This window comes from Bradyrhizobium cytisi (assembly GCF_008123515.1).
GTDB classification, from domain to species: domain Bacteria; phylum Pseudomonadota; class Alphaproteobacteria; order Rhizobiales; family Xanthobacteraceae; genus Bradyrhizobium; species Bradyrhizobium cytisi.
The window spans coordinates 1-19215 of the sequence record NZ_VSSR01000078.1; the positions used below are offsets into that span (position 1 = coordinate 1).

Annotated in this window: 16 protein-coding genes; 7 read left to right on the forward strand and 9 right to left on the reverse strand. The window is 62.9% G+C overall.

Annotation, left to right across the window (positions count from 1 at the left end):
* Window positions 1-28: 28 nt before the first annotated feature.
* The 3 genes from FXB38_RS36755 to FXB38_RS36765 form a co-directional block, all read right to left on the reverse strand.
* On the reverse strand, window positions 29-589 hold the full coding sequence (locus FXB38_RS36755; RefSeq protein ID WP_187435405.1) for a carboxymuconolactone decarboxylase family protein: 561 nt from the start codon (window positions 587-589) through the stop codon (window positions 29-31).
* A gap of 127 nt (window positions 590-716) precedes the next feature.
* Window positions 717-1862, reverse strand: coding sequence for a PLP-dependent cysteine synthase family protein (locus FXB38_RS36760; protein ID WP_148755821.1), 1146 nt, complete (start codon window positions 1860-1862; stop codon window positions 717-719).
* A 107-nt stretch (window positions 1863-1969) separates the two neighbouring features.
* A complete protein-coding gene (locus tag FXB38_RS36765; protein ID WP_148755822.1) occupies window positions 1970-2434 on the reverse strand; it encodes an Lrp/AsnC family transcriptional regulator in 465 nt (154 codons plus the stop codon).
* Window positions 2435-2594: 160 nt separating this feature from the next.
* Here FXB38_RS36765 and FXB38_RS36770 point away from each other — a divergent pair, with 160 nt between their 5' ends.
* On the forward strand, window positions 2595-3611 hold the full coding sequence (locus FXB38_RS36770) for a 1-aminocyclopropane-1-carboxylate deaminase (RefSeq protein WP_148755823.1): 1017 nt from the start codon (window positions 2595-2597) through the stop codon (window positions 3609-3611).
* A 223-nt stretch (window positions 3612-3834) separates the two neighbouring features.
* Here the strand turns inward: FXB38_RS36770 and recQ are convergent, their stop codons facing one another.
* From recQ to FXB38_RS36795, 5 genes are all read right to left on the reverse strand, one after another.
* Window positions 3835-5700 carry a DNA helicase RecQ gene (recQ, locus tag FXB38_RS36775; protein ID WP_148755824.1) on the reverse strand — a complete coding sequence of 622 codons (1866 nt, stop codon included), beginning with the start codon at window positions 5698-5700 and terminating at the stop codon, window positions 3835-3837.
* A gap of 265 nt (window positions 5701-5965) precedes the next feature.
* Window positions 5966-6709, reverse strand: coding sequence for a polysaccharide deacetylase family protein (locus FXB38_RS36780; RefSeq protein WP_148755825.1), 744 nt, complete (start codon window positions 6707-6709; stop codon window positions 5966-5968).
* A gap of 105 nt (window positions 6710-6814) precedes the next feature.
* Complete coding sequence (gene metA / locus FXB38_RS36785; protein WP_148755826.1) at window positions 6815-7816, reverse strand: homoserine O-succinyltransferase MetA; 1002 nt, start codon at window positions 7814-7816, stop codon at window positions 6815-6817.
* A gap of 12 nt (window positions 7817-7828) precedes the next feature.
* Window positions 7829-9130 (reverse strand): O-acetylhomoserine aminocarboxypropyltransferase/cysteine synthase family protein, encoded by a 1302-nt coding sequence (locus FXB38_RS36790; protein ID WP_148755827.1) that lies wholly within the window; start codon window positions 9128-9130, stop codon window positions 7829-7831.
* A 216-nt stretch (window positions 9131-9346) separates the two neighbouring features.
* The gene (locus tag FXB38_RS36795; RefSeq protein WP_148755828.1) at window positions 9347-10924 is read right to left on the reverse strand and encodes an amidase family protein; all 1578 of its coding nucleotides are present in this window, start codon (window positions 10922-10924) and stop codon (window positions 9347-9349) included.
* Between the two features lie 238 nt (window positions 10925-11162).
* Between FXB38_RS36795 and FXB38_RS36800 the strand changes: the two genes are divergently transcribed.
* From FXB38_RS36800 to FXB38_RS36825, 6 genes are all read left to right on the forward strand, one after another.
* A complete protein-coding gene (locus tag FXB38_RS36800; protein ID WP_148755829.1) occupies window positions 11163-11981 on the forward strand; it encodes a uracil-DNA glycosylase family protein in 819 nt (272 codons plus the stop codon).
* Window positions 11978-13591 (forward strand): amidohydrolase family protein, encoded by a 1614-nt coding sequence (locus tag FXB38_RS36805; protein ID WP_148755830.1) that lies wholly within the window; start codon window positions 11978-11980, stop codon window positions 13589-13591. The genes FXB38_RS36800 and FXB38_RS36805 overlap by 4 nt, the downstream gene beginning before the upstream one ends.
* A 193-nt stretch (window positions 13592-13784) precedes the next feature.
* Entirely contained in the window at window positions 13785-14972 is a 1188-nt protein-coding gene (locus tag FXB38_RS43250; protein WP_187435415.1) for a hypothetical protein, read from the forward strand.
* Window positions 14973-14995: 23 nt separating this feature from the next.
* Window positions 14996-15985, forward strand: coding sequence for a glycosyltransferase family 2 protein (locus FXB38_RS36815; protein ID WP_148755832.1), 990 nt, complete (start codon window positions 14996-14998; stop codon window positions 15983-15985).
* Between the two features lie 93 nt (window positions 15986-16078).
* Window positions 16079-16984, forward strand: a complete 906-nt coding sequence (locus FXB38_RS36820) for a glycosyltransferase family 2 protein (protein ID WP_148755833.1) — start codon at window positions 16079-16081, stop codon at window positions 16982-16984.
* Between the two features lie 8 nt (window positions 16985-16992).
* A complete protein-coding gene (locus FXB38_RS36825) occupies window positions 16993-17898 on the forward strand; it encodes a DUF6492 family protein (RefSeq protein ID WP_148755834.1) in 906 nt (301 codons plus the stop codon).
* A gap of 39 nt (window positions 17899-17937) precedes the next feature.
* Here the strand turns inward: FXB38_RS36825 and FXB38_RS36830 are convergent, their stop codons facing one another.
* The gene (locus FXB38_RS36830; RefSeq protein WP_148755835.1) at window positions 17938-19119 is read right to left on the reverse strand and encodes an MFS transporter; all 1182 of its coding nucleotides are present in this window, start codon (window positions 19117-19119) and stop codon (window positions 17938-17940) included.
* Between the last annotated feature and the right edge of the window lie 96 nt (window positions 19120-19215).

Sequence of the window (19215 nt, forward strand, 5' to 3'; positions counted from 1 at the left end):
CTTTAGATTCACGTGACTAGGGTACCGGCTACTCCGGCACCGGCACGTCGAACGTATTCAGCGTGACCGAGACCATGCAATAGACCCCGACGAGATAGGACAGCTCGGCCGCGCCGTGCTCGCCGAATTCCTTCACCGCAGCCCGATAGGTCAGCTCGGGCAACACGCCGCCGCTGACCAGCGCAGACGCCATGTCGTAGGCAACCGCTTCCTGCTTGGTCAGATCGACCGGCCGCTGTCCCGCGACGATGGTCGCAAGCTTCTCGTCGGAGAGGCCGCGCTGCTCGGCGACCAGCACATGGGCATAGAGCTCGTAGCCGGAGCGGAAATGCGAACCGGTGACGAGGATCGCGACCTCGCGCACCGGCGCCGGCAGCAGCGGGTTCGACGCGATCGCCTTGACCAGCTCCCACACCGGCTTGCCGAAGCGCGGCTCGCGGACCCAGGGATTCCAGGGGCCGAGCAGCGCGCCGTCGTCGCGCATGTTCACAAAGCCCTTGAAGTGGTCCTTGATGCCGGCTTGCATGTCGGCATAAAGCGGCTTCTGTTCGTCGCTCAGCTCTTTCGGATCGAGAATGGGAAGGCGCACGGCAGGATCTCCTCGTTGAGAAGATGGAAAGCTCGCCCGCATGCGCGCGCAAGGCAAGTGAAGTTGCCGTGACGACCGTGCAATTTCGCAAATGGCAGAGAGGCGCCGATCTGAAGCCTTCGGGGCGTCATGGGCTCTGCGGATTGACGATATCGTCGACCACGAGCGCCAGTGGCTGCGCGGTGTCGAGGAACGACGACAAGGCCGCCTCGAACGGCGCCGGATCGAGACCGCGCGCGGCGAGCCAGGCGGGCTCATAATAGGTCTGCCGATAACGCTCGCCGGAATCGCAGATCAGCGTCACCAGCGATCCCGTCTGGCCTGCCTTGCGCATCTCCGAGGCGAGCCGGCACAGCGCCAGGAAATTGGTGCCGGTAGAGCCGCCGACCGCACGCCGCAGCCGGCGCGACAAAACGTTCATCGCGGCAATCGTGACCGCATCCGGAATCTTCATCATGCGGTCGACCACGCCCGGCACGAACGACGGCTCGCACCGGGGACGGCCGACGCCTTCGATCAGCGAGGGACGTTCGCAGAGATGGGAGCGGTCCTGCGAGCGGAAGCAGTCGAAGAACGCGGAATGCTGGACATCGGCGACGCACAGCCGCGTCGGATATTGGCGATAGCGCAAATAGCGGCCGATCGTGGCCGAGGTGCCGCCGGTGCCCGCCCCCATCACGATCCAGTCCGGCAGCGGGTGCGGCTCGCCCTTCAGCTGGGTGAAGATCGATTCGGCGATGTTGTTGTTGCCGCGCCAGTCGGTGGCGCGCTCGGCGAAGGTGAACTGGTCCATGTAATGGCCGCTCAGCCGGGTCGCGAGCGCGGCAGCCTCCGCATAGAGCGCGCGGCCGTCGTCGATCAGATGGCAATTGCCGCCATAATGCTCAATCGCGGCGATCTTTTCCGCCGAGGTCGTGCGCGGCATCACGGCGTAAAAGGGCACGCCGATCATCTGCGCGAAATACGCCTCCGACACCGCGGTCGAGCCCGATGACGCCTCCACAACGGGCGTACCTTCGTGGATATGGCCGTTGCAGAGGGCATAGAGGAACAGCGAGCGCGCCAGCCGGTGCTTCAGGCTGCCGGTCGGATGCGTGGACTCGTCTTTCAGATAGAGGTCGATGCCCGCCAGCGCCGGCACGATCAGCCGGATCAGGTGGGTGTCGGCCGTGCGGCACTGGTCGGCTTCGATCGCAGCTATGGCCTCGTCGACCCAGCCGCGCCGGTAGGCCGGGGCGACAGGTTCATGCGGGCGAAAGGGAAGCGGCTGCATCGGACGAATCTCTCACGATGCGTATCGCGCATCAATAGCCCTGCATTATTGTTTGACGCGTTTTCATGCCGCGAACCGGTTTCCACTTCGCTGGAAAACGCTCTGGCTCAAAACTCCAGTGGCGCGTTGTCGACGACCTCCTTCATCACGAAGAAAGTGCGGGTCTGGCGAACGCCGGGAAGCGCGATGAGCTGCTCGCCATGGATGCGGTTGAAGTCCTCCATGTCGCCGACACGGATTTTCAGGAAGTAGTCGAAGTCGCCGGCGACGAGGTGGCAGTCGAGCACGAATTTCAGCCTCGCGATCGCCTGCTCGAAGGTCGCAAAGCTCTCCGGGGTCGAGCGGTCGAGCACGACGCCAACCATCACCAGCGTGCCCTTGGCCACCTTCTTCGGCGCCACCATGGCGCGGACCGCGGCAATAAAGCCGTCCTCGAACAGGCGCTGGGTGCGACGGTGGCAGGTGGCGGGGCTGATCGCGACGGTTTCGGCCAGCTCGGCGTTGCTTAGCCGGCCATTATTCTGCAGCAATCTCAACATCTTGAGGTCGATACGGTCGAGACGGGCGGACATGGAAGAAGCTTCCGTAAATTGATGCCAGTACGGAAGGAATATTAGCTCTCGAGATAATATTTGCAAGATTATGTGCAACATGGGCGCAATATTCGAGAGCACCTTCTTGCTGTGCAATGCTAGCCACATCCCAGACACCAACGCCAATCGGGATGATCCAATGAGACTGGACAAATTCGCGCGCTATCCGCTGACCTTCGGCCCGACGCCCATCGAGAAGCTGGAACGGCTCTCGAAGCACCTCGGCGGCAATGTCGAGATCTACGCCAAGCGTGAGGACTGCAATTCCGGTCTCGCCTATGGCGGCAACAAGCTGCGCAAGCTCGAATACATCATCCCCGACGCGATCGCGTCGAACGCCGACACGCTGGTCTCGATCGGCGGCGTGCAGTCGAACCACACCCGCATGATCGCGGCGGTCGCCGCCAAGATCGGCATGAAGTGCCGCCTGGTGCAGGAAGCCTGGGTGCCGCACGAGGACGCCGTCTATGACCGCGTCGGCAACATCATGCTCTCGCGCATCATGGGCGCTGACGTGCGCCTGGTCGACGATGGTTTCGACATCGGCATCCGCAAGAGCTGGGAGCAGGCGATCGAGGACGTGAAAGCCGCGGGCGGCAAGCCCTACGCGATCCCGGCCGGCGCCTCCGTGCATAAATTTGGCGGGCTCGGCTATGTCGGCTTCGCCGAGGAAGTGCGCAACCAGGAGAAAGAGCTCGGCTTCAAGTTCGACTACATCATCGTCTGCACCGTGACCGGTTCGACCCATGCCGGCATGCTGGTCGGCTTTGCCGCCGACGGCCGCGCGCGAAAAGTGATCGGCATCGATGGGTCGTTCACGCCGGCGCAGACCAAGGCACAGGTGCTCGAGATCGCGCAGAACACGGCAAAGCTCGTCGAGCTTGGCAAGGACATCGTGGCAGACGACGTCGTGCTGATCGAGGACTACGCCTATCCCGCTTATGGCGTGCCGTCGGAGGAGACCAAGGAGGCAATCCGCCTCACCGCGCGGTTAGAGGCGATGATCACCGACCCCGTCTATGAAGGCAAATCGATGCAGGGCCTGATCGACCTGACCCGGAAGGGCCATTTCGAGAAGGGCGCAAAGATACTCTACGCCCATCTCGGCGGCGCGCCGGCGCTGAACGGCTATGGGTATGCGTTCCGGAACGGGTGAGGTAGGCAGCACCTCGCGCCTCCACTCCGATGTCGTCCCGGGCAAGCGTAAGCGCAGACCCGGGACCCATAACCCCAGGGACATGTTTGGCGAAGAGCCTCTCCGCGCGTGCCCCAAGATAGATCACGCGGTATGGATCCCGGATCTGCGCTCCGCTTCGCTGCGCTTGTCCGGGATGACGTATGGAGGGAGTTGAGCGCGCCGACAACCGCTGCGCTACTTCCTACCGCGTCCTGACGATCTGCAGAAGCTCGTCGCCGTAGTGCTCGAGCTTCTTGTCGCCGATCCCCGGCACATTGCGCAGCTCGTCCAGCGTGGTCGGCCAGGCCCGGACGATGCCGTCGATGGTGGCATCGTGCAGCACGACATAGGCCGGCACGCCGCGTTCGCGCGCGATATCCGAGCGCCAGGAGCGCAGCCGCGCGCGCAATTCGGGATCGACGTCGCCCTTCGGTGCGCTGGCCGCCGGCGCGAGGTCGCCGCGGCGGGATTTTGCGCGGCTTGACCGGACCCGGGTGCCCGGCGCCTCCTCGCGCAGCCAGACTTCTGTCTCCCCGCGCAGCACGCCGCGCGCGGTCTCCGTCAGCTTCAGCGCGCCAAAGGCTTCGCTGTCGCTCTGCAAATGGCCCATGGCCACCAGCTGCCGCAGCACGGTGCGCCATTGCTTCTCGTTGAGCTCGCGCCCAATGCCGAACACCGACAGTTTGTCGTGGCCGAACTGCGTCACCTTCTCGGTCAGACGTCCGATCAGCACGTCGATCAGATGCATCGCACCGAAACGTTGTCCGGTGCGATAGGCGCAGGATAGCAGCTTCTGCGCCAACACCTTGCCGTCGCGCATTTGCGGCGGGGTCAGGCAATTGTCGCAATTGCCGCAAGTCTCGCCATGCGAGGTCTCGCCGAAATAGGCGAGCAGCCGCCGGCGCCGGCACTGCGCGGTCTCGGCGAGCCCGACCAGCGCATCGAGCTTGCCAATCGACACGCGCTTGAAGTCATCGGACCCACTGGACTCGTCGATCATGCGGCGCTGCTGCACGATGTCGGATAGGCCGTAGGCCATCCACGCCGCCGACGGCTTGCCGTCGCGCCCCGCCCGCCCGGTTTCCTGGTAATAGGCCTCGATGCTCTTGGGCAGATCGAGATGGGCGACGAAGCGCACGTCGGGCTTGTCGATACCCATGCCGAAGGCGATGGTCGCGACGATGACGATGCCGTCCTCATTGAGGAAGCGATCTTGATTGCGCGAGCGCACCTGGCCATCGAGCCCGGCGTGATAGGGCAGCGCCGCAATGCCGGCCTCGGCGAGTGCGGCAGCAACCTCCTCGACGCGGTTGCGGGACAGGCAATAGACCACGCCGGCGTCTCCGGCATGGCGTTCCCGGATGAACTCCTTCAGCTGCGACACCGCATTGCGCTTGTCGACGATCTCGTAGCGGATGTTGGGCCGGTCGAAGCTCGATACGAATTGCGGGCTGTCTGTCAGCTGGAGTCGCTGGACGATCTCCTTCCGCGTCAGGTCGTCGGCGGTCGCGGTCAGCGCGATGCGCGGCACGTCGGGGAAGCGCTCGGCGATGATGGACAGGCCGACATATTCGGGCCGGAAGTCATGCCCCCATTGCGAGACGCAATGCGCTTCGTCGATCGCGAACAGCGCCACCTTGGCCTGCGCCAGCATCGACAGGCAGCGTGGCGTCACCAGGCGTTCCGGCGCGACATAGAGCAGATCGAGATCACCTGCGATCAGGCGCCGCTCGATGTCGGAGGCCTCCTGCGATGTCAGCGACGAGTTGAGCGCGGCAGCATTGACGCCGGCCTCGATCAAACCTGCGACCTGGTCGCGCATCAGCGCGATCAGCGGCGAGACAACGATACCGCAGCCCTCACGCAACAGCGACGGCAATTGATAGCACAACGACTTGCCGCCGCCGGTCGGCATCAGCACCAGACAATTGCCGCCGTCGGTCACGTGCCGGATGATTTCGCCTTGCGCGCCTCGGAACCCCGGCAGGCCGAACACCGAATGCAGCACCGACAGCGCACCGCGGCCATCGGCCGGCGCTGGCAGCGGAGCGGTGGAAGGGGCGGACATGAGCGTGGCGTGTCGGGGGTTTGCGAGATTCGTCATAACGCCAGTCGCATGACGGCGCGGGCGTTGCAAGACTGTTTGCGCGGCGGGCGCGGCTCTTTCCCTCTCCCCTTGTGGGTCCTTGTGGGAGAGGGTGGCTCGCGAAGCGGCGAGACGGGTGAGGGGTATCTAGCCCCGGTTCCTGTTCGGCATTGGAGTTCGCGGAGAGATACCCCTCATCCGGCGCTTCGCGCCACCTTCTCCCACAAGGGGAGAAGGGAAGAGTCTGCTACGCCCCGATCCGGCGCAGGGCCTCGGCGACCGTCACGATCGGCATGTTGCGCTTTTCCGCAGCCTTCAGCGCGTGGCGCAACAAGGCCGGGGTGCAGCCATAGGGGCTCGGCGCGTCGACGACATCGTGGCCATAGAAGATCAGCCAGCCGCCGCTTGCGACCGCCTCGTCGAAATAACGGTCCACGCCCGCCATATCGATCTCGTAATTGACCAACGGCGAAGCGCGCAGGAACTGGAGATCGATGACATCGCTGTTGACACCCGGAAGGATGCCTCGCGCAGAGCGGAAGTTCTGGGCGAGCTGCGGTTTGCGCCAGACCGAGGCAAGACCATACGGATAGGCGAAATTCTCGAGCCGGATCGAGGAATCGATGCCGAGAAAATAACTGCGGTTCCGTTCGATCTCGCGCGCCATCGCGCTCTCGTCGAGATCGACCGCGCGCGAATGCGAGAAAGTGTGGCAGCCGATCTCGTGGCCGCCGCGATGCAGCCGGACGATCGCATCGTTCGACAGGCCATGCCAATGATCCGAGGGCCGATCGATCAGGCTGCCGGCGAGATAGAACGTACCGCGCCCGCCATGCGCTTCCAGCAGCGAGGCCCCCTCGCCTGCGGCGCTATCGGGGGCGTCATCGAAGGTGAAGCTCACCATCGGCGCGTGCGCCGGCAAGCGATGCGGCGCGGCGCGGAAATGCCGGGCCAGCCGATTGCTCAAGCGTCCGTTGAGGGTCGACAGCACGGGTGCATTCCCTGTGATTCTATATGTCTCGACTGAAACATTTGCGCGCGGCCTGAGGCAAGCTTAACGCCTGGGTAATCCTAACGCGTGACCTACAGCCTTGGGTTAACGCGCCAGCAGCGGAGCTTCCGCGTCCGTGTCGAGATATTGCAGCCAATTGCGGAAAAGCGCGGCCGCGGCGCTGCCGGCCGCAATATCGGCGCGCAAAGTCAGCGCCGGCAATTCATTGGTCAGTGCCGGATGCCGCTGGTGCCTCGCCCGCTTTTCGAAGCGCGCAAGTTTTTCCTCCGTCGCTGCGTCAAAATAACTCACGGGGAACGCCGGATAGGCCTCCCGCTCGCGCGCGAGGAAGCGGCCGACGTCGCGCAAATATTCGCGCTGCAGCGACAGCGCGTCATATTCGGGATGACCCTGGAAGAACACGAATCGGCTGTCATACTGCCGGACGAAGACGTCGACGCCGGCCTGCGCCGACCGGGTCAGCACCTGATAGCCGGCCTGAGTGAGATCTCCCTCAGTGACTTCGTTGAGACGGGAATGCGAGACCTTGAGCGGCGCCGGCGCATCACGCGTCAGCGGATCGCCGGTCACAGTCGCGCAGTCGAAGATGCCATGACATTTGGCCGGCAGCCGCTGCCGTTCGATGCGATCGAGATGCAGCACCGCCGCATGTGCGGCAAGGCATGACCAGATCGTCGAGCGGGTATTGGTCCTGGCCCAGTCGACCAGCTCGGTGAGATCGCGCCAGTACGGCTCCTGATCGAGCTCGGGCGCGGCCGGCTCGGCACCGGTCACGATCAGCCCGTCGAACCTCTCGCGCTTGAGATCGGAGAGATCGGAATATTCGCTCTCGACATGCCACTTCGCTTCCGGCGAGCGCGTCACCGACGGCAGCGAGAAGCAATGGAAGCGGATGCGGCGTGGTCCTGCGGCGGCCTGGAGCAGCTTCATGAACTGCCGCTCGGTCGCCTTCAGCGCCGTATCCGGCATGTTGTTGATCAGCCCGATGTTGAGCTCGGCACCGGCATGATCGCGCGCGAGATCGCCGTCGGCCGGCACCAGTGCCGGGCTTGCGATACCTTGATCCCTGTCGATCAAGACGCTCATCGGCCGGATTGCCTACTCCGCGGCCTGAAGACGCGCGGCCGGACAGGCCTTCTCCAGCGCCTGGTCGACGTCCTCGATGATATCAGCGGCATGCTCGATACCGATCGAGAGGCGGATCGTCTCCGGCAGCACACCGGCTGTGCGCTGCTGCTCCGGCGACATTTGCCGGTGCGTGGTCGAGGCCGGATGGCAGGCCAGCGACTTGGCATCGCCGATATTGACGAGGCGGGTGATCAGCTTCAGCGCATCATAGAAGTTCTTGCCGGCTTCCATGCCGCCCTTGATGCCGAAGGTGAACAGCGAGGAGGCGTTGCCGTCGAGATACTTCTGGACCAGCGGATAATAGGGGCTATCCGGGAAGCCGGTGTAGTTGACCCAGGCGACGCGCGGATCGTTGCGCAGGAATTCAGCGACCTTGCGGGCGTTCTCGCAATGGCGCTCCATGCGCAGCGCCACCGTCTCGATGCCCTGGAGCAGCAGGAAGGCGTTGAACGGCGACAGCACCGAACCCATGGTGCGCTGATAGACGCTGCGCGCGCGCTCGATATAGGCGGTCTTGCCGAAGCGCTCGGCATAGACGAGGCCATGGTAGGAGGCGTCCGGCTTGTTGTAGGCCGGGAAGCGATCGGCGTGCCTGGCCCAGGGGAAATTTCCGGAATCGACGATGGCGCCGCCGAGCGTGGTGCCATGACCGCCCAGGAATTTGGTCAGCGAATGCACGGCGATGTCGGCGCCGTAGTCGAACGGCTTGAGCAGGATGGGCGTGGCGACGGTGTTGTCGACGATCAGTGGCACGCCGTGGGCATGCGCGATCCTGGCCAGCGCCTCGATGTCGCAGACATTGCCGGCGGGATTGCCGATGGTCTCGGCGAACACCGCCCGGGTGTTCTCGTCGATCAGCTTCTCGATTGCATCAAGCTTGTCGCTCTCGGCGAAGCGGCCGGTGATGCCCTGCCGCGGCAGGATGTGCGAGAGCAGCGTGTGGGTGGTGCCGTAGAGCTGCGGCACGGACACGATGTTGCCGCCATGGTCGGCGACGTTGACGAAGGCGAAATGCAACGCAGCCTGGCCGGTCGCGACCGCGAGCGCGCCGACGCCACCTTCGAGCTGGGCGATGCGCTTCTCCAGCACCGCGCTGGTCGGATTGGCGATGCGGCTGTAACGGAAACCTTCGGCCTCGAGATTGAAGAGGGCCGCGCCATGATCGGCGCTGTCGAAGGCGTACGCCGCGGTCTGGTAGATCGGCACGGCAACCGCGTGCGTGGTGGCTTCGGGCTCGTAGCCGGCGTGAATAGCAATCGTCTCGTTGCGCATCGTACCACCTCCGCGTGGAGCGGGCTGCACTTATTGGCCTGTATGAGGCATGTGCGTTGTCCGCCGTCCCTCTGTTAGAGGCGGGTGGTAAAGCGGACAATAATTCGCCTAGAGATAGAGGAAGTAACCCTAATATTTGTTGGTGAATTGGCTAAAATTTGAATGATGCCCTCTCGCGGGGCTTCGCACGTACCGCGCGAAGCCCCGCGAGCAAGTTCAGGCCATCGTCTCCCAGAGCCGGTGGGTCAGCACGCCGGCGCGCTTCTCGATCGCGGCGGCAGCGTCCAGCGCGAGATCCTCGCGGTAGCGGCCCGCGATGAGCTGCACGCCGATCGGTCTGCCATCGTGCACGGCCACCGGCACCACGGCGCCGGGCAGCCCCAGCACGTTGATCGCGGAGATGAAGCGGATCTCGCCCCAAAAGATTTCTTGCACGCGTTCGGCACTGACGGTGTCGTCGCGCGGACCCGGCGTCGGCTTCACCGTGGTCGGCGCCAGCACCACCGGATACTCCTCGAAGAACAATTGCCAGGCACGAATATGGCCGTTGCGGGCGGCTGTCGCCTGCATCCAGGCCTTGAGATCGAGCGCGTTGGCTTTGGTCTTCATGCCGCCCCACGCCTTGTGGAAGTCCTCCGACGTAACCTTCAGCATGCCGGCCTCCTGCATCACCACCGTCTCGTTGGTGATGATGTCGCACCAGGTCTGCCAGACGCCGTTGATGTCGGGCACCTCGACCTCGCTGACGCGATAGCCGGAGCGCTCCAGGTGATCGGCGGCCTGGCGCAGCGCCGCGCTGACCGCCGGATCGACCGCCATGTCTTCCGGGATCTTGGCCAGCGCGACCTTGATCGGGCCCTTCGGCTTCGGTCCGGTCAGCGGCGCCGGCACCCACCAGGGATCGCGCGGATCGCGCTGGCTCATCACCTCCAGCGCGAGACGGACGTCGCCGACGTGGCGGGCGAGCGGCCCCTGTGCCGACATCAGATGTGCCAGCATCGGCCGCTCCGCCGTCGCGCTTGCGTTGAAGGCGGGAATGCGGCCCTGCGTCGGCTTGATGGTAGCAACACCGTTGCAATGCGCCGGCCAGCGCAGCGAGCCGCCGATGTCGTTGCCATGCGCGATGGTGCCGATGCCGGCGGCAACCGCCGACCGCGCGCCGCCCGAGGAGCCGCCGCAGGTGATGTTCGGGTCCCAGGGATTGAGGGTCAATCCGTGCAGCGGATTGTCGGTGAAGCCGCGGAACGAGAATTCCGGCGTATTGGTGAGGCCGATGACGATTGCCCCGGCCTTCTTCAGGTTACGCACCACAGGCGAATCCGATGGCGCAACGAGATCCTTGTTGGCGGGGACGCCGTTGAAATTGGGTCGGCCTTCGTAGTCGACGTTTTCCTTGATGGTGATGGGCACGCCGTGCAGGAGGCCGAGCTCGCCGCCCTTGGCGCGCCGCCTGTCGGCCGCATGCCCGGCCCTCAGCGCGTCCTCGCCGAGATCGACGACGACCGCGTTCAGCCGCGGATTGACCGCATGCATCCGCTCCAGATGCGCCTCGACGGTTTCCACCGCGGAGATTGCGCCGGCGCGGATCGCCGCCGCGGTCTCTACCGCCGACCATTGCCAGGCTGGCCCCTTGGGGGGGCGCGCAGTGGCCGATTTGCGCGCCGGCGCCACGGTCCTCTTTGTCGTCTTCTTTATCGTCTTGGCGACGGCCCCTTTGCGGACCGGACTCTTCTTGCCAGAGGTTTTCGCTGCCTTCTTGGAAGCGTTTTTCTTCATCGCCGTCTTCTTCGCCACGCCGCATCTCCTGAAATTGCGCGGCGAACGCTACGGACGGCATGCGCGGCTGTACAGGTGCGATTCTGCATGGCGCGCTGGCGCGACGCACCTTCGCGTGCCCGGCGAAGGCCCCTTAGGTCCGCGCTCATGGCCTACAAAGTGGTTGAACGGCGCGGTGAACTAGCGTTAAGATTGCCGGGTTGCGACCGAGTTATTTTGACGCAGTTCTTTTGCATCGACAGATTGGAGCATTGCCATGCTCGTTGACTTCGACAGCGGATACGGCCAGCAGCCATTTCACGATCTATGCGCCGACTACCCCGGCCCTGAGGCCTATGATCCACACGATTTCCGGGTCGAATGGGGTCCGATCTTTCACCGCGGCCGGCTCGACGGATCAGCGCGCGTGCTCGTAATCGGTCAGGATCCCGCCCAGCACGAAACGATCGTGCGCCGGATCCTGATTGGCACTGCGGGCCGGCGGACCCAGGGCTTTCTGGCGAAGCTCGGCATCACGCAGAGCTATGTGATGGTGAACACCTTCCTGTACAGCGTCTACGGACAGAGCGGCGGCAACAAGCACAAGAACGAGCCGGGCATCGTCCTCTATCGCAACAAATGGTTCAAGGCCGTCCTGGGGCTCGGCAGCATCGAAGCCGTTGTCTCGCTTGGCAGTCTTGCGGACGACGCCTGGCACGCCTGGCTCATGACCGCCGATGGCGCCGCCTACAAGGCCCTTGCATATCAGCACATTCCTCATCCGACCTGGCCGGAGAGCTCCGCACCCGATGCCGCGACGCAGGCGGCGAATACCAAGGTCATGCTGACCAAGTGGAATGCCGCGCTGACAGCTCTCGGACCGCAGATCAAGCATCCCGACGCAGCAGCCGCACTTGTGCCGTATGGCGACGCCTTCAAGCTTTCCGAGCTGGTCGACATCATCGCAAAGGATATTCCGGCGGGCCTGCCGGTCTGGATGCGCGGAGACGCACCATGGGCGACACGCCAGGGCGCTGACGCGGCGGCCAAGCGGCGCACGATCGCGATCACCGTCCCCGATGGAGTGATCCCATGAGCCCGGCCCCAATCGCGCCGAAACGATGGGCCCTGTCCGGGCGGATCGTGACCATGGCCGCCGAAGGCGACATCATCGACAGCGGAACGATCTTCATTGAGGATCACCGAATCGCTGCCGTGACGCCGAAGGGACAGTCCGCGCCGGCAGGCTTCGAGACCGTCGATCCGATCGACACCGGCGGCACCATCTACCCTGGCCTGATCGAGCTGCATAATCACCTGAGCTACAACATCCTGCCGCTCTGGCACGTGCCGCAGCTGTACCAGAACCGCGACCAGTGGCAGAACGCGGCATCGTACAAGACCTCGGTGACCGGCCCGATGAGCGCGATTGCGCTTGCCGACGACGGCTCGCTGCTGCCGGCGTTGGTTCGCTACGTCGAAGCCAAATGTCTGGTCGCCGGCACGACGACGAGCCAGGGGATCACGCTGTCGAACTGGAGCGGGACGATCCACAAATACTACAAGGGAGCGCTGCGCGCCGTCGAGATCGGCAGCCCTCCCGATCTGCCGCGGGCACACTCGAAGATCCCCGATGTGGACGCCCAGGATTGGGCGAAGTTCGACAACGAGCTCAAGTCGTCGGCATGCTTTCTGCTTCATCTCAGCGAGGGCATCGATGCCAAGGCGCATAGTCATTTTCTTGCGCTGAAGAATGCCGCGGGAACGTGGGCGATCGAGCCGTCGCTGGCCGGCATCCATTGCACGGCGCTCGACGCGACCGACTTCTCCACGATGGCCGAGCACAAGGCCAAGGTCGTGTGGTCTCCCCTGAGCAATCTGCTGCTGTACGGGAAGACGACGGATGTCGTCGCCGCACGTGCGGCCGGCCTCACCATCGCGCTCGGCTCGGACTGGTCGCCGTCGGGCAGCAAGAATCTGCTGGGCGAGCTGAAGGCTGCGAAGGTCGTATCAGCGCATTTCGGGCTCGGATTCAGCGCCTACGACATCGTCTCGATGGCGACGCGCAATCCGGCTGAGATCCTGAAATGGGATGGAAAGCTGGGAACGATCGCGAATGGCAAGTTTGCCGATCTCCTCGTCGTCAACGGCCGGGATGGCGATCCTTATGATCATCTGATCAACTCGCGCGAGCAGGATATCGCTTTGGTGACGATCGGTGGGCAACCGCATTACGGATCGAAGAAGGCCATGCAACAGGCCGGAGGGAGCGGCGAGGACCTCGTGATCGGAGGGACGGCGCGGCTGATCGACTTCACCTCGCCCGATCAGGATCCCGGCATCGAGAAAATCACGCTGGCGGAGGCGACCAGCCGGTTGGGCGCCGCGCTCGGCAATCTCGGCACGCTGCAGCACCATAGCCTCGCCATGAGTGCGGCGATCGCCAGCGGAAAGGTGTCGCGTCATGGTTGGCGCCTCGCGCTCGACGAGCAGTTCGGCAACAATGTCCAGTTGCGACCGCGGCTCGAATATAACGGCATTCGGACCGGTCCCGATTTGCATGCCGTCACCGCCGCGGCGGCGCCGCTGCATCCGATCAAGCTGGACGGTCTCGCTGTGGTCGATGATCCCGTCTTCATCACCACGTTGACGGGCGAGACCAATCTTCCAGCGGGGATCAGCGCCGCGATCGCTGCTTTCTATTAGTTATAGCAGACCATTAAACCTCAGAATCTCTGCTTGCAGGGCCGTGCCATTTCAAGCCGACACACGAGGCCAAAAATCCCGACCTCAAGCGATTGCACTCCATACAACCATAGATTACAGTGACTCATGTTAATTGATTTTTATTCTTCGCATTGAAACCTCTTCAAACCGTTAGGTTAAGGGCCTTGTTCTTATGGCTTTAAAAAAGATTTATTTGCCGCACCTCAATCGAACCGTAAAAATGGGGCGACGCAGACCGGTCGCCCGGGGGCCCCGGCTCTTCCTCAAGAACTACCTGCTGCCGAAGCTTCCCAAGCCACCTCCCGCCGTCGATTACAGTGCGCCGGCTAAGCCGGTTCTCGATAACGACTATCTCAATTCCCAGTTGGGTGACTGCGTTATAGCGAGCGGCTATCACGTGGTCGGCGTGGAGACAGGCAACGCCAATGACCTGTTTACGGCTTCCTCGCAGCAGATTATCGCAGACTACAGCGCGATCGGCGGATATGTTCCGGGGGACGACAGCACCGACAATGGTTGCGATGAGTCGACAGCCCTCAACTACTGGTTCGAACACGGCTTCGCTAACGGGACCAAGCTTCTCGGATCACTAGCGGTGGATCCGACGAACAGGAACGAGTTGGCCGCGGCGCTTTATCTGTTCGAGAACCTGTTTCTCGGGCTGGAGCTTCCTAACAAATGGATAAGTCCGGCACCTTCTGCGCCTAATTTTGTCTGGGACGCAGCTGGGCCGCCCGTCGAGAAAAATGGGCATTGCGTTGCTGGCGTCGGATACACCGCGGATGGTGTGATCATCGACAGCTGGGGTCTTCTCGGCACCATGACGTGGAAGGCGATCAAGAAGTACTGCTCCGCCGCGAACCATGGTGATGCTTACGTATTGTTCACGCCCGATCAGCTCGAAAAGGGGAAGGACAAAGCTCCGAACGGCGTCGATTGGGCTCAGCTGATCAAGGATTTCAACTCGCTGGGCGGCAAGATTCCTGTTCCCCCGCCGAAGCCACCCAAGCCCCCTAAACCGCCCAAGCCTCCAAAGCCACCCAAGCCTCCCCCAAAGCCTCCTAAACCTCCGAAACCACCCAAGCCGCCAAGTCCACCGCCCAATGGTAGCGGCACCACGGGCATTGCAAGATCGGCGTGGGTGCCGCCGGCGTCACCAGCCTATCCGGCATACGCGACTCCCCCGGATGCGCCGTCCCCTCCGCCGCCCCCGTTGTCCGACTTCGGTCAGCGTGCAGTCAGCAAGTTGATCCGATCGTCCGCCCTCGGTGTGGTGGGTGTTGTTGGACTGGTCGTCGTCGGCGTGGTTGCAGTCGTCGCGCTCGGCGATGGCGTGATGCGCGAGTCGAAGGAGGAATAAGGTTCGCGTCACGGTCGAACCGCTTGAAGGCGCTCCTCGATAGCGGAATGCTCGTCGTTACAAAGACCGGAATGAGCAGCCAAAACATGCGAATCACGCCGGTGAGTGTCATTATTCCAGTCAGGAATGAGGGCGACCGGATCGTACAAACGGTGGAGTCGATTCTGTCGGGACGATCGCGCTCGTTTCCGGTGGAGATCGTCGTCGTTGACGACGGATCAACGGACAATTCATGTGACGGCCTAATGCCGGTCGCGGATTGCTACGGCGAGGCCAGCCTCGTCGTGATACGTCTCGAAAGCTGGTCGGGAATCCCCTTCGCCCGCAATCGCGGAGCGCGCGTGGCGCGCTATCCCATCTATGTCATCACCGATGGCAATACCCGTTTCCCCCCGAACTGGGACTTGCCCATCTGGCAGAACCTCGCGAGCCGACGAATCCTCGCTGCAACCGTCGGCGACATGGCGTCCTCGTTCCGCGGCTATGGTTGTCAGCTGCTGCTACCGTCGATGGGCGTCACCTGGATACCCAAAGCCGACGGATATGGCGGCTTCGCACCGATAGCCGCGTGTACCGGCACGGTGATCGAACAATCGACATTTTGGCGGCTCGGCGGTTATGACGAGTCATTGCCGCTCTACGGCGCGGCCGAGCCCGAATTCAGCCTCCGCGCGTGGTTGAGCGGCTGTGAGATCAGAACTGTTCCGGAGCTACTGATAAGTCATCGCTTCCGGCCGCGGTCCGATGTTGGCTCGTTCCTTCAAGACAACAGCGCGGTGCTTCACCGCAACTATCTACGCTTTGCCTGCTGCTATCTGCCGAAAGAACTGCTCGTTCAGACATACGACTATTATGCGACGCTTGCACCTGCTGCTCTCGCGAGCTGGCTGGCCGAAGTCGCCAGCAATGGAATTTGGAATCACCGTGCTCGATTGCACCAGTCCTTCTCGCGGGATTTCCGCTGGTTTGCCGACAAATTTTCCCTGCTCAAGGAGCGATGCGATGGCGACTAGCCCAGCCGAACAAGCGTGTCCCTGCCGAACCCGCATCAGCGCGGACGCAAAACGTCCGCCTCCGGATGCCGGCAGCTTTCAGATGATCCAGCGATGACGGATCGCGCCATTCGCGACCTCTGGATAACTGCCTGCATCCCGACTTACCGGTGCAACTCGTATCTCTATCACTCGGTCACGAGCCTCCTTGAACAATCGCACCGGAAAATCCGGGTGATCGTCGTTAGCGATGGCGATCCCACCAACCCGTGGCCTATTTTGTCCCAGATCGACGATCCAAGGCTGATTCGATTTGACCTGGGAGAAAACCGGGGGCCCTACTTCTGTCGGGCTGTAGCCGCCGCAGCAACGGAGGATCCGTTCCTGCTAGTGCAGGATGCCGACGATTGGAGCGTTCCCACCCGCGTCGAGACCTTGTTGAATAAGCTCTGCACAAACCGATCCGATTATGCTTTTTCGACGTTGCGCCGGTTTCACGATCGTCATGACCGAATTGAAGCCGGCGAACGAATTTTTTCGGCCGGACCGCAAGGATTGCTAGACCAACGGCTGCAGTATCGAGCGCCTCATCATGGATTGTTTCGGCGGTCGTCGCTCGCCGCTCTCGGAGGGTTCTATGGTGGCTTCAAATTCGGCTACGATGTTCTCCTGACCAATCTCTTTCTGCTTGCCGGATCGGTGTCCTGGACGAGCGAGGTCCTGTATTGGCGCAGGATGAGACCAGACTCCCTGACTTCGGCGGCGACTACGGGCCTTGGGTCGCATGCCAGACTGCGCGTCAATGCCGACCTGAAGGAGATGTACCGGCATTGTCACGACGCTTACGCCAATTATCTGCACGGAAAGATCGACGGCAAAACCCTCCTTCGGTTCATCCGCGCGAGGATAGAGGCCAAGCGGGGTGCTTCGTGCGAACACCAGATAAGATACCATGCCGCACGTCTGCGTAGCATCATGCACGATCAGCGCTACAGCAATTCTCGGATCAGGACGGTTTGACTGCTCCCATGCCATATACCGTCGTGACAGTTTCACATGCGCTGGATCAACCGCTCCTAGAGCTCCAGGCTTGTTCGCTGCACCGGTTTCTCGATGATCGTGACGGCTTCGTTAGCAGCATCGTCGTCATCGACAACTCCGATGAGGGAGAGCTCGATCGGACCCGGCTCTTCAACTGCTACGGCCGGCTGGCGCCGCGGGTGCGCTTCATGCAAGCCTGTGCATTTGGTGCATTTCCGCATACGGCGGGCTGGTATCGCCAGCAGGCTCTGAAGCTGATGGTTGCCCGCACGATCGAGACGCCTCGCTACATTGTGCTGGATGCGAAGAACCATTTGGTCAATCCGTTGTCGCGAGCCTATCTCGAGACGGTCGACGGGCAATTCATGCGTTCATATGTCCGGAATTTCCAGCAGCATCCTTTGCGCGCCTACTTCGAGAGCACGTGCCGGTATTTTCGGATCGACGAGGCCGCAATTAGGAAATTCATGCCACCCATCACTCCGTTTGTTCTCTCGGCCTCCGTCGTCCGTGAGTTGATCGAATACGTTGAAGCTCGCGAGAAGACGATATTCTCATATGCGTTTCTCGAGCGCGCGAGAAGCAAGCAGATGACTGAGTTTGCGCTGTATGCCGGCTACCTGCTGCATACTTATGGCGACTTTTCGGATTTATACAGATTCGATGGCCAGGAATGTCCCGTCATTTGGCAGTTCAGCGACAAGTCGGAAGCAGCGAGAAGGCTGGCCGAAGCGCGGGAATCGCCGTTTCTGGCCGTTCATAGAAATGCTTTCGCGACCTTCGACAGAGATACTACACACGCAGTTGCGCGGCTTTGGCAGACCCGTGGACTGTTCCAATCGAAAGAGCAGGCCTGCTCGTTCATAGAGGCGTGCGCCCAGCGATTTGGCTGACATCCTTCGAACCAAGCTTTTCCATGCTCGATGATGCCGCTATTCCGCCGGGCACGCCGCAACTGCGGCCTGCCTGCGGTCGAGCTGAAGGCTCCACAGCGCCAGCACGAGTCCAATTGCGGTGATCCCGGCCGCAACCAGCGGCAGCGCGGAAAGGCCGAACCCGCGATCGATGGTGATGCCGCCGGCCCAGGCGCCGAGCGCGTTGCCGAGATTGAACGCGGCGATGTTGAGGCTCGATGCGAGCGTGCGGCCGCTCGAGCCGGCCGCCTCCAGCACGCGCAACTGCAACGGCGCGACGGTCGCAAACGACGCGATGCCAAGCAACAGGATCAGCGCAATGGTGGGGATCTTGACCGACAGCACGGCGGAGAGGCCAAGCAACACGATGGCGAGCGCGGCCAGCGTGCCGGTCAGCGCACGCGCGAGACCACGATCGGCGAGCTTGCCGCCGGCGACGTTGCCGATCGCAAGCCCGACACCGAACACCAGCAGGATCGGCGAAACCGAGGCTTCCGAAAAGCCGGTGAAGCGCGTCAGGATCGGCTGGATATAGGTGAAGACGACGAACAGGCCGGCAAAGCCGAACACGGTCATGGCGAGGCCGAGCAGCACCTGTCCTCGCCCGAGCACGGCAATCTCCTCGGCCAGCGAGATCGGCTTGTCGCCGTTACCGACGTGACCTGGCACCAGCGCCGCCACCACCGCAAAGACGATCACGCCGATCACGGTCACCGCCCAGAATGCCGCGCGCCAGCCGAGCATCAGGCCGAACCAGGCGCCGAAGGGCACGCCGAGCAGTGTCGCGACCGTGAGGCCGATGAACATGGTCGAGATCGCGGAGGCGCGCTTGTCCTCGGCGACGAGGCTGGTCGCCACCACCGAGCCGACGCCGAAGAAGGTACCGTGGGCCAGCGAGGTCAGCACCCGCGCGGCCATCAACAATCCGTAGTTCGGCGCGAGCGCACAGGCTGCATTGCCGAGCGTAAAGATCGCCATCAGCGCCAGCAGCACGGTCTTTCGCGGCAGCCGCCGGGTCGCTAGCGTCAGCACAGGAGCGCCGACGAACACGCCGAGCGCATAGCCGGAGATGAGCAGGCCCGCGACCGGCACCGACACATGCATGTCGGCTGCGACCTGGAGCAGCAGGCCCATGATGATGAATTCGGTGGTGCCGATGCCGAAGGCACCGGCGGTGAGCGCGAGAACGGCGGGAGGCATGCGTGACTCCGATGGGTGAAGACGAGCCACGCAGATAGCCGCGCCGCAGCAAAACCATTAGAATGTCCACAATCCAATCATTTGTGACGTGAATTC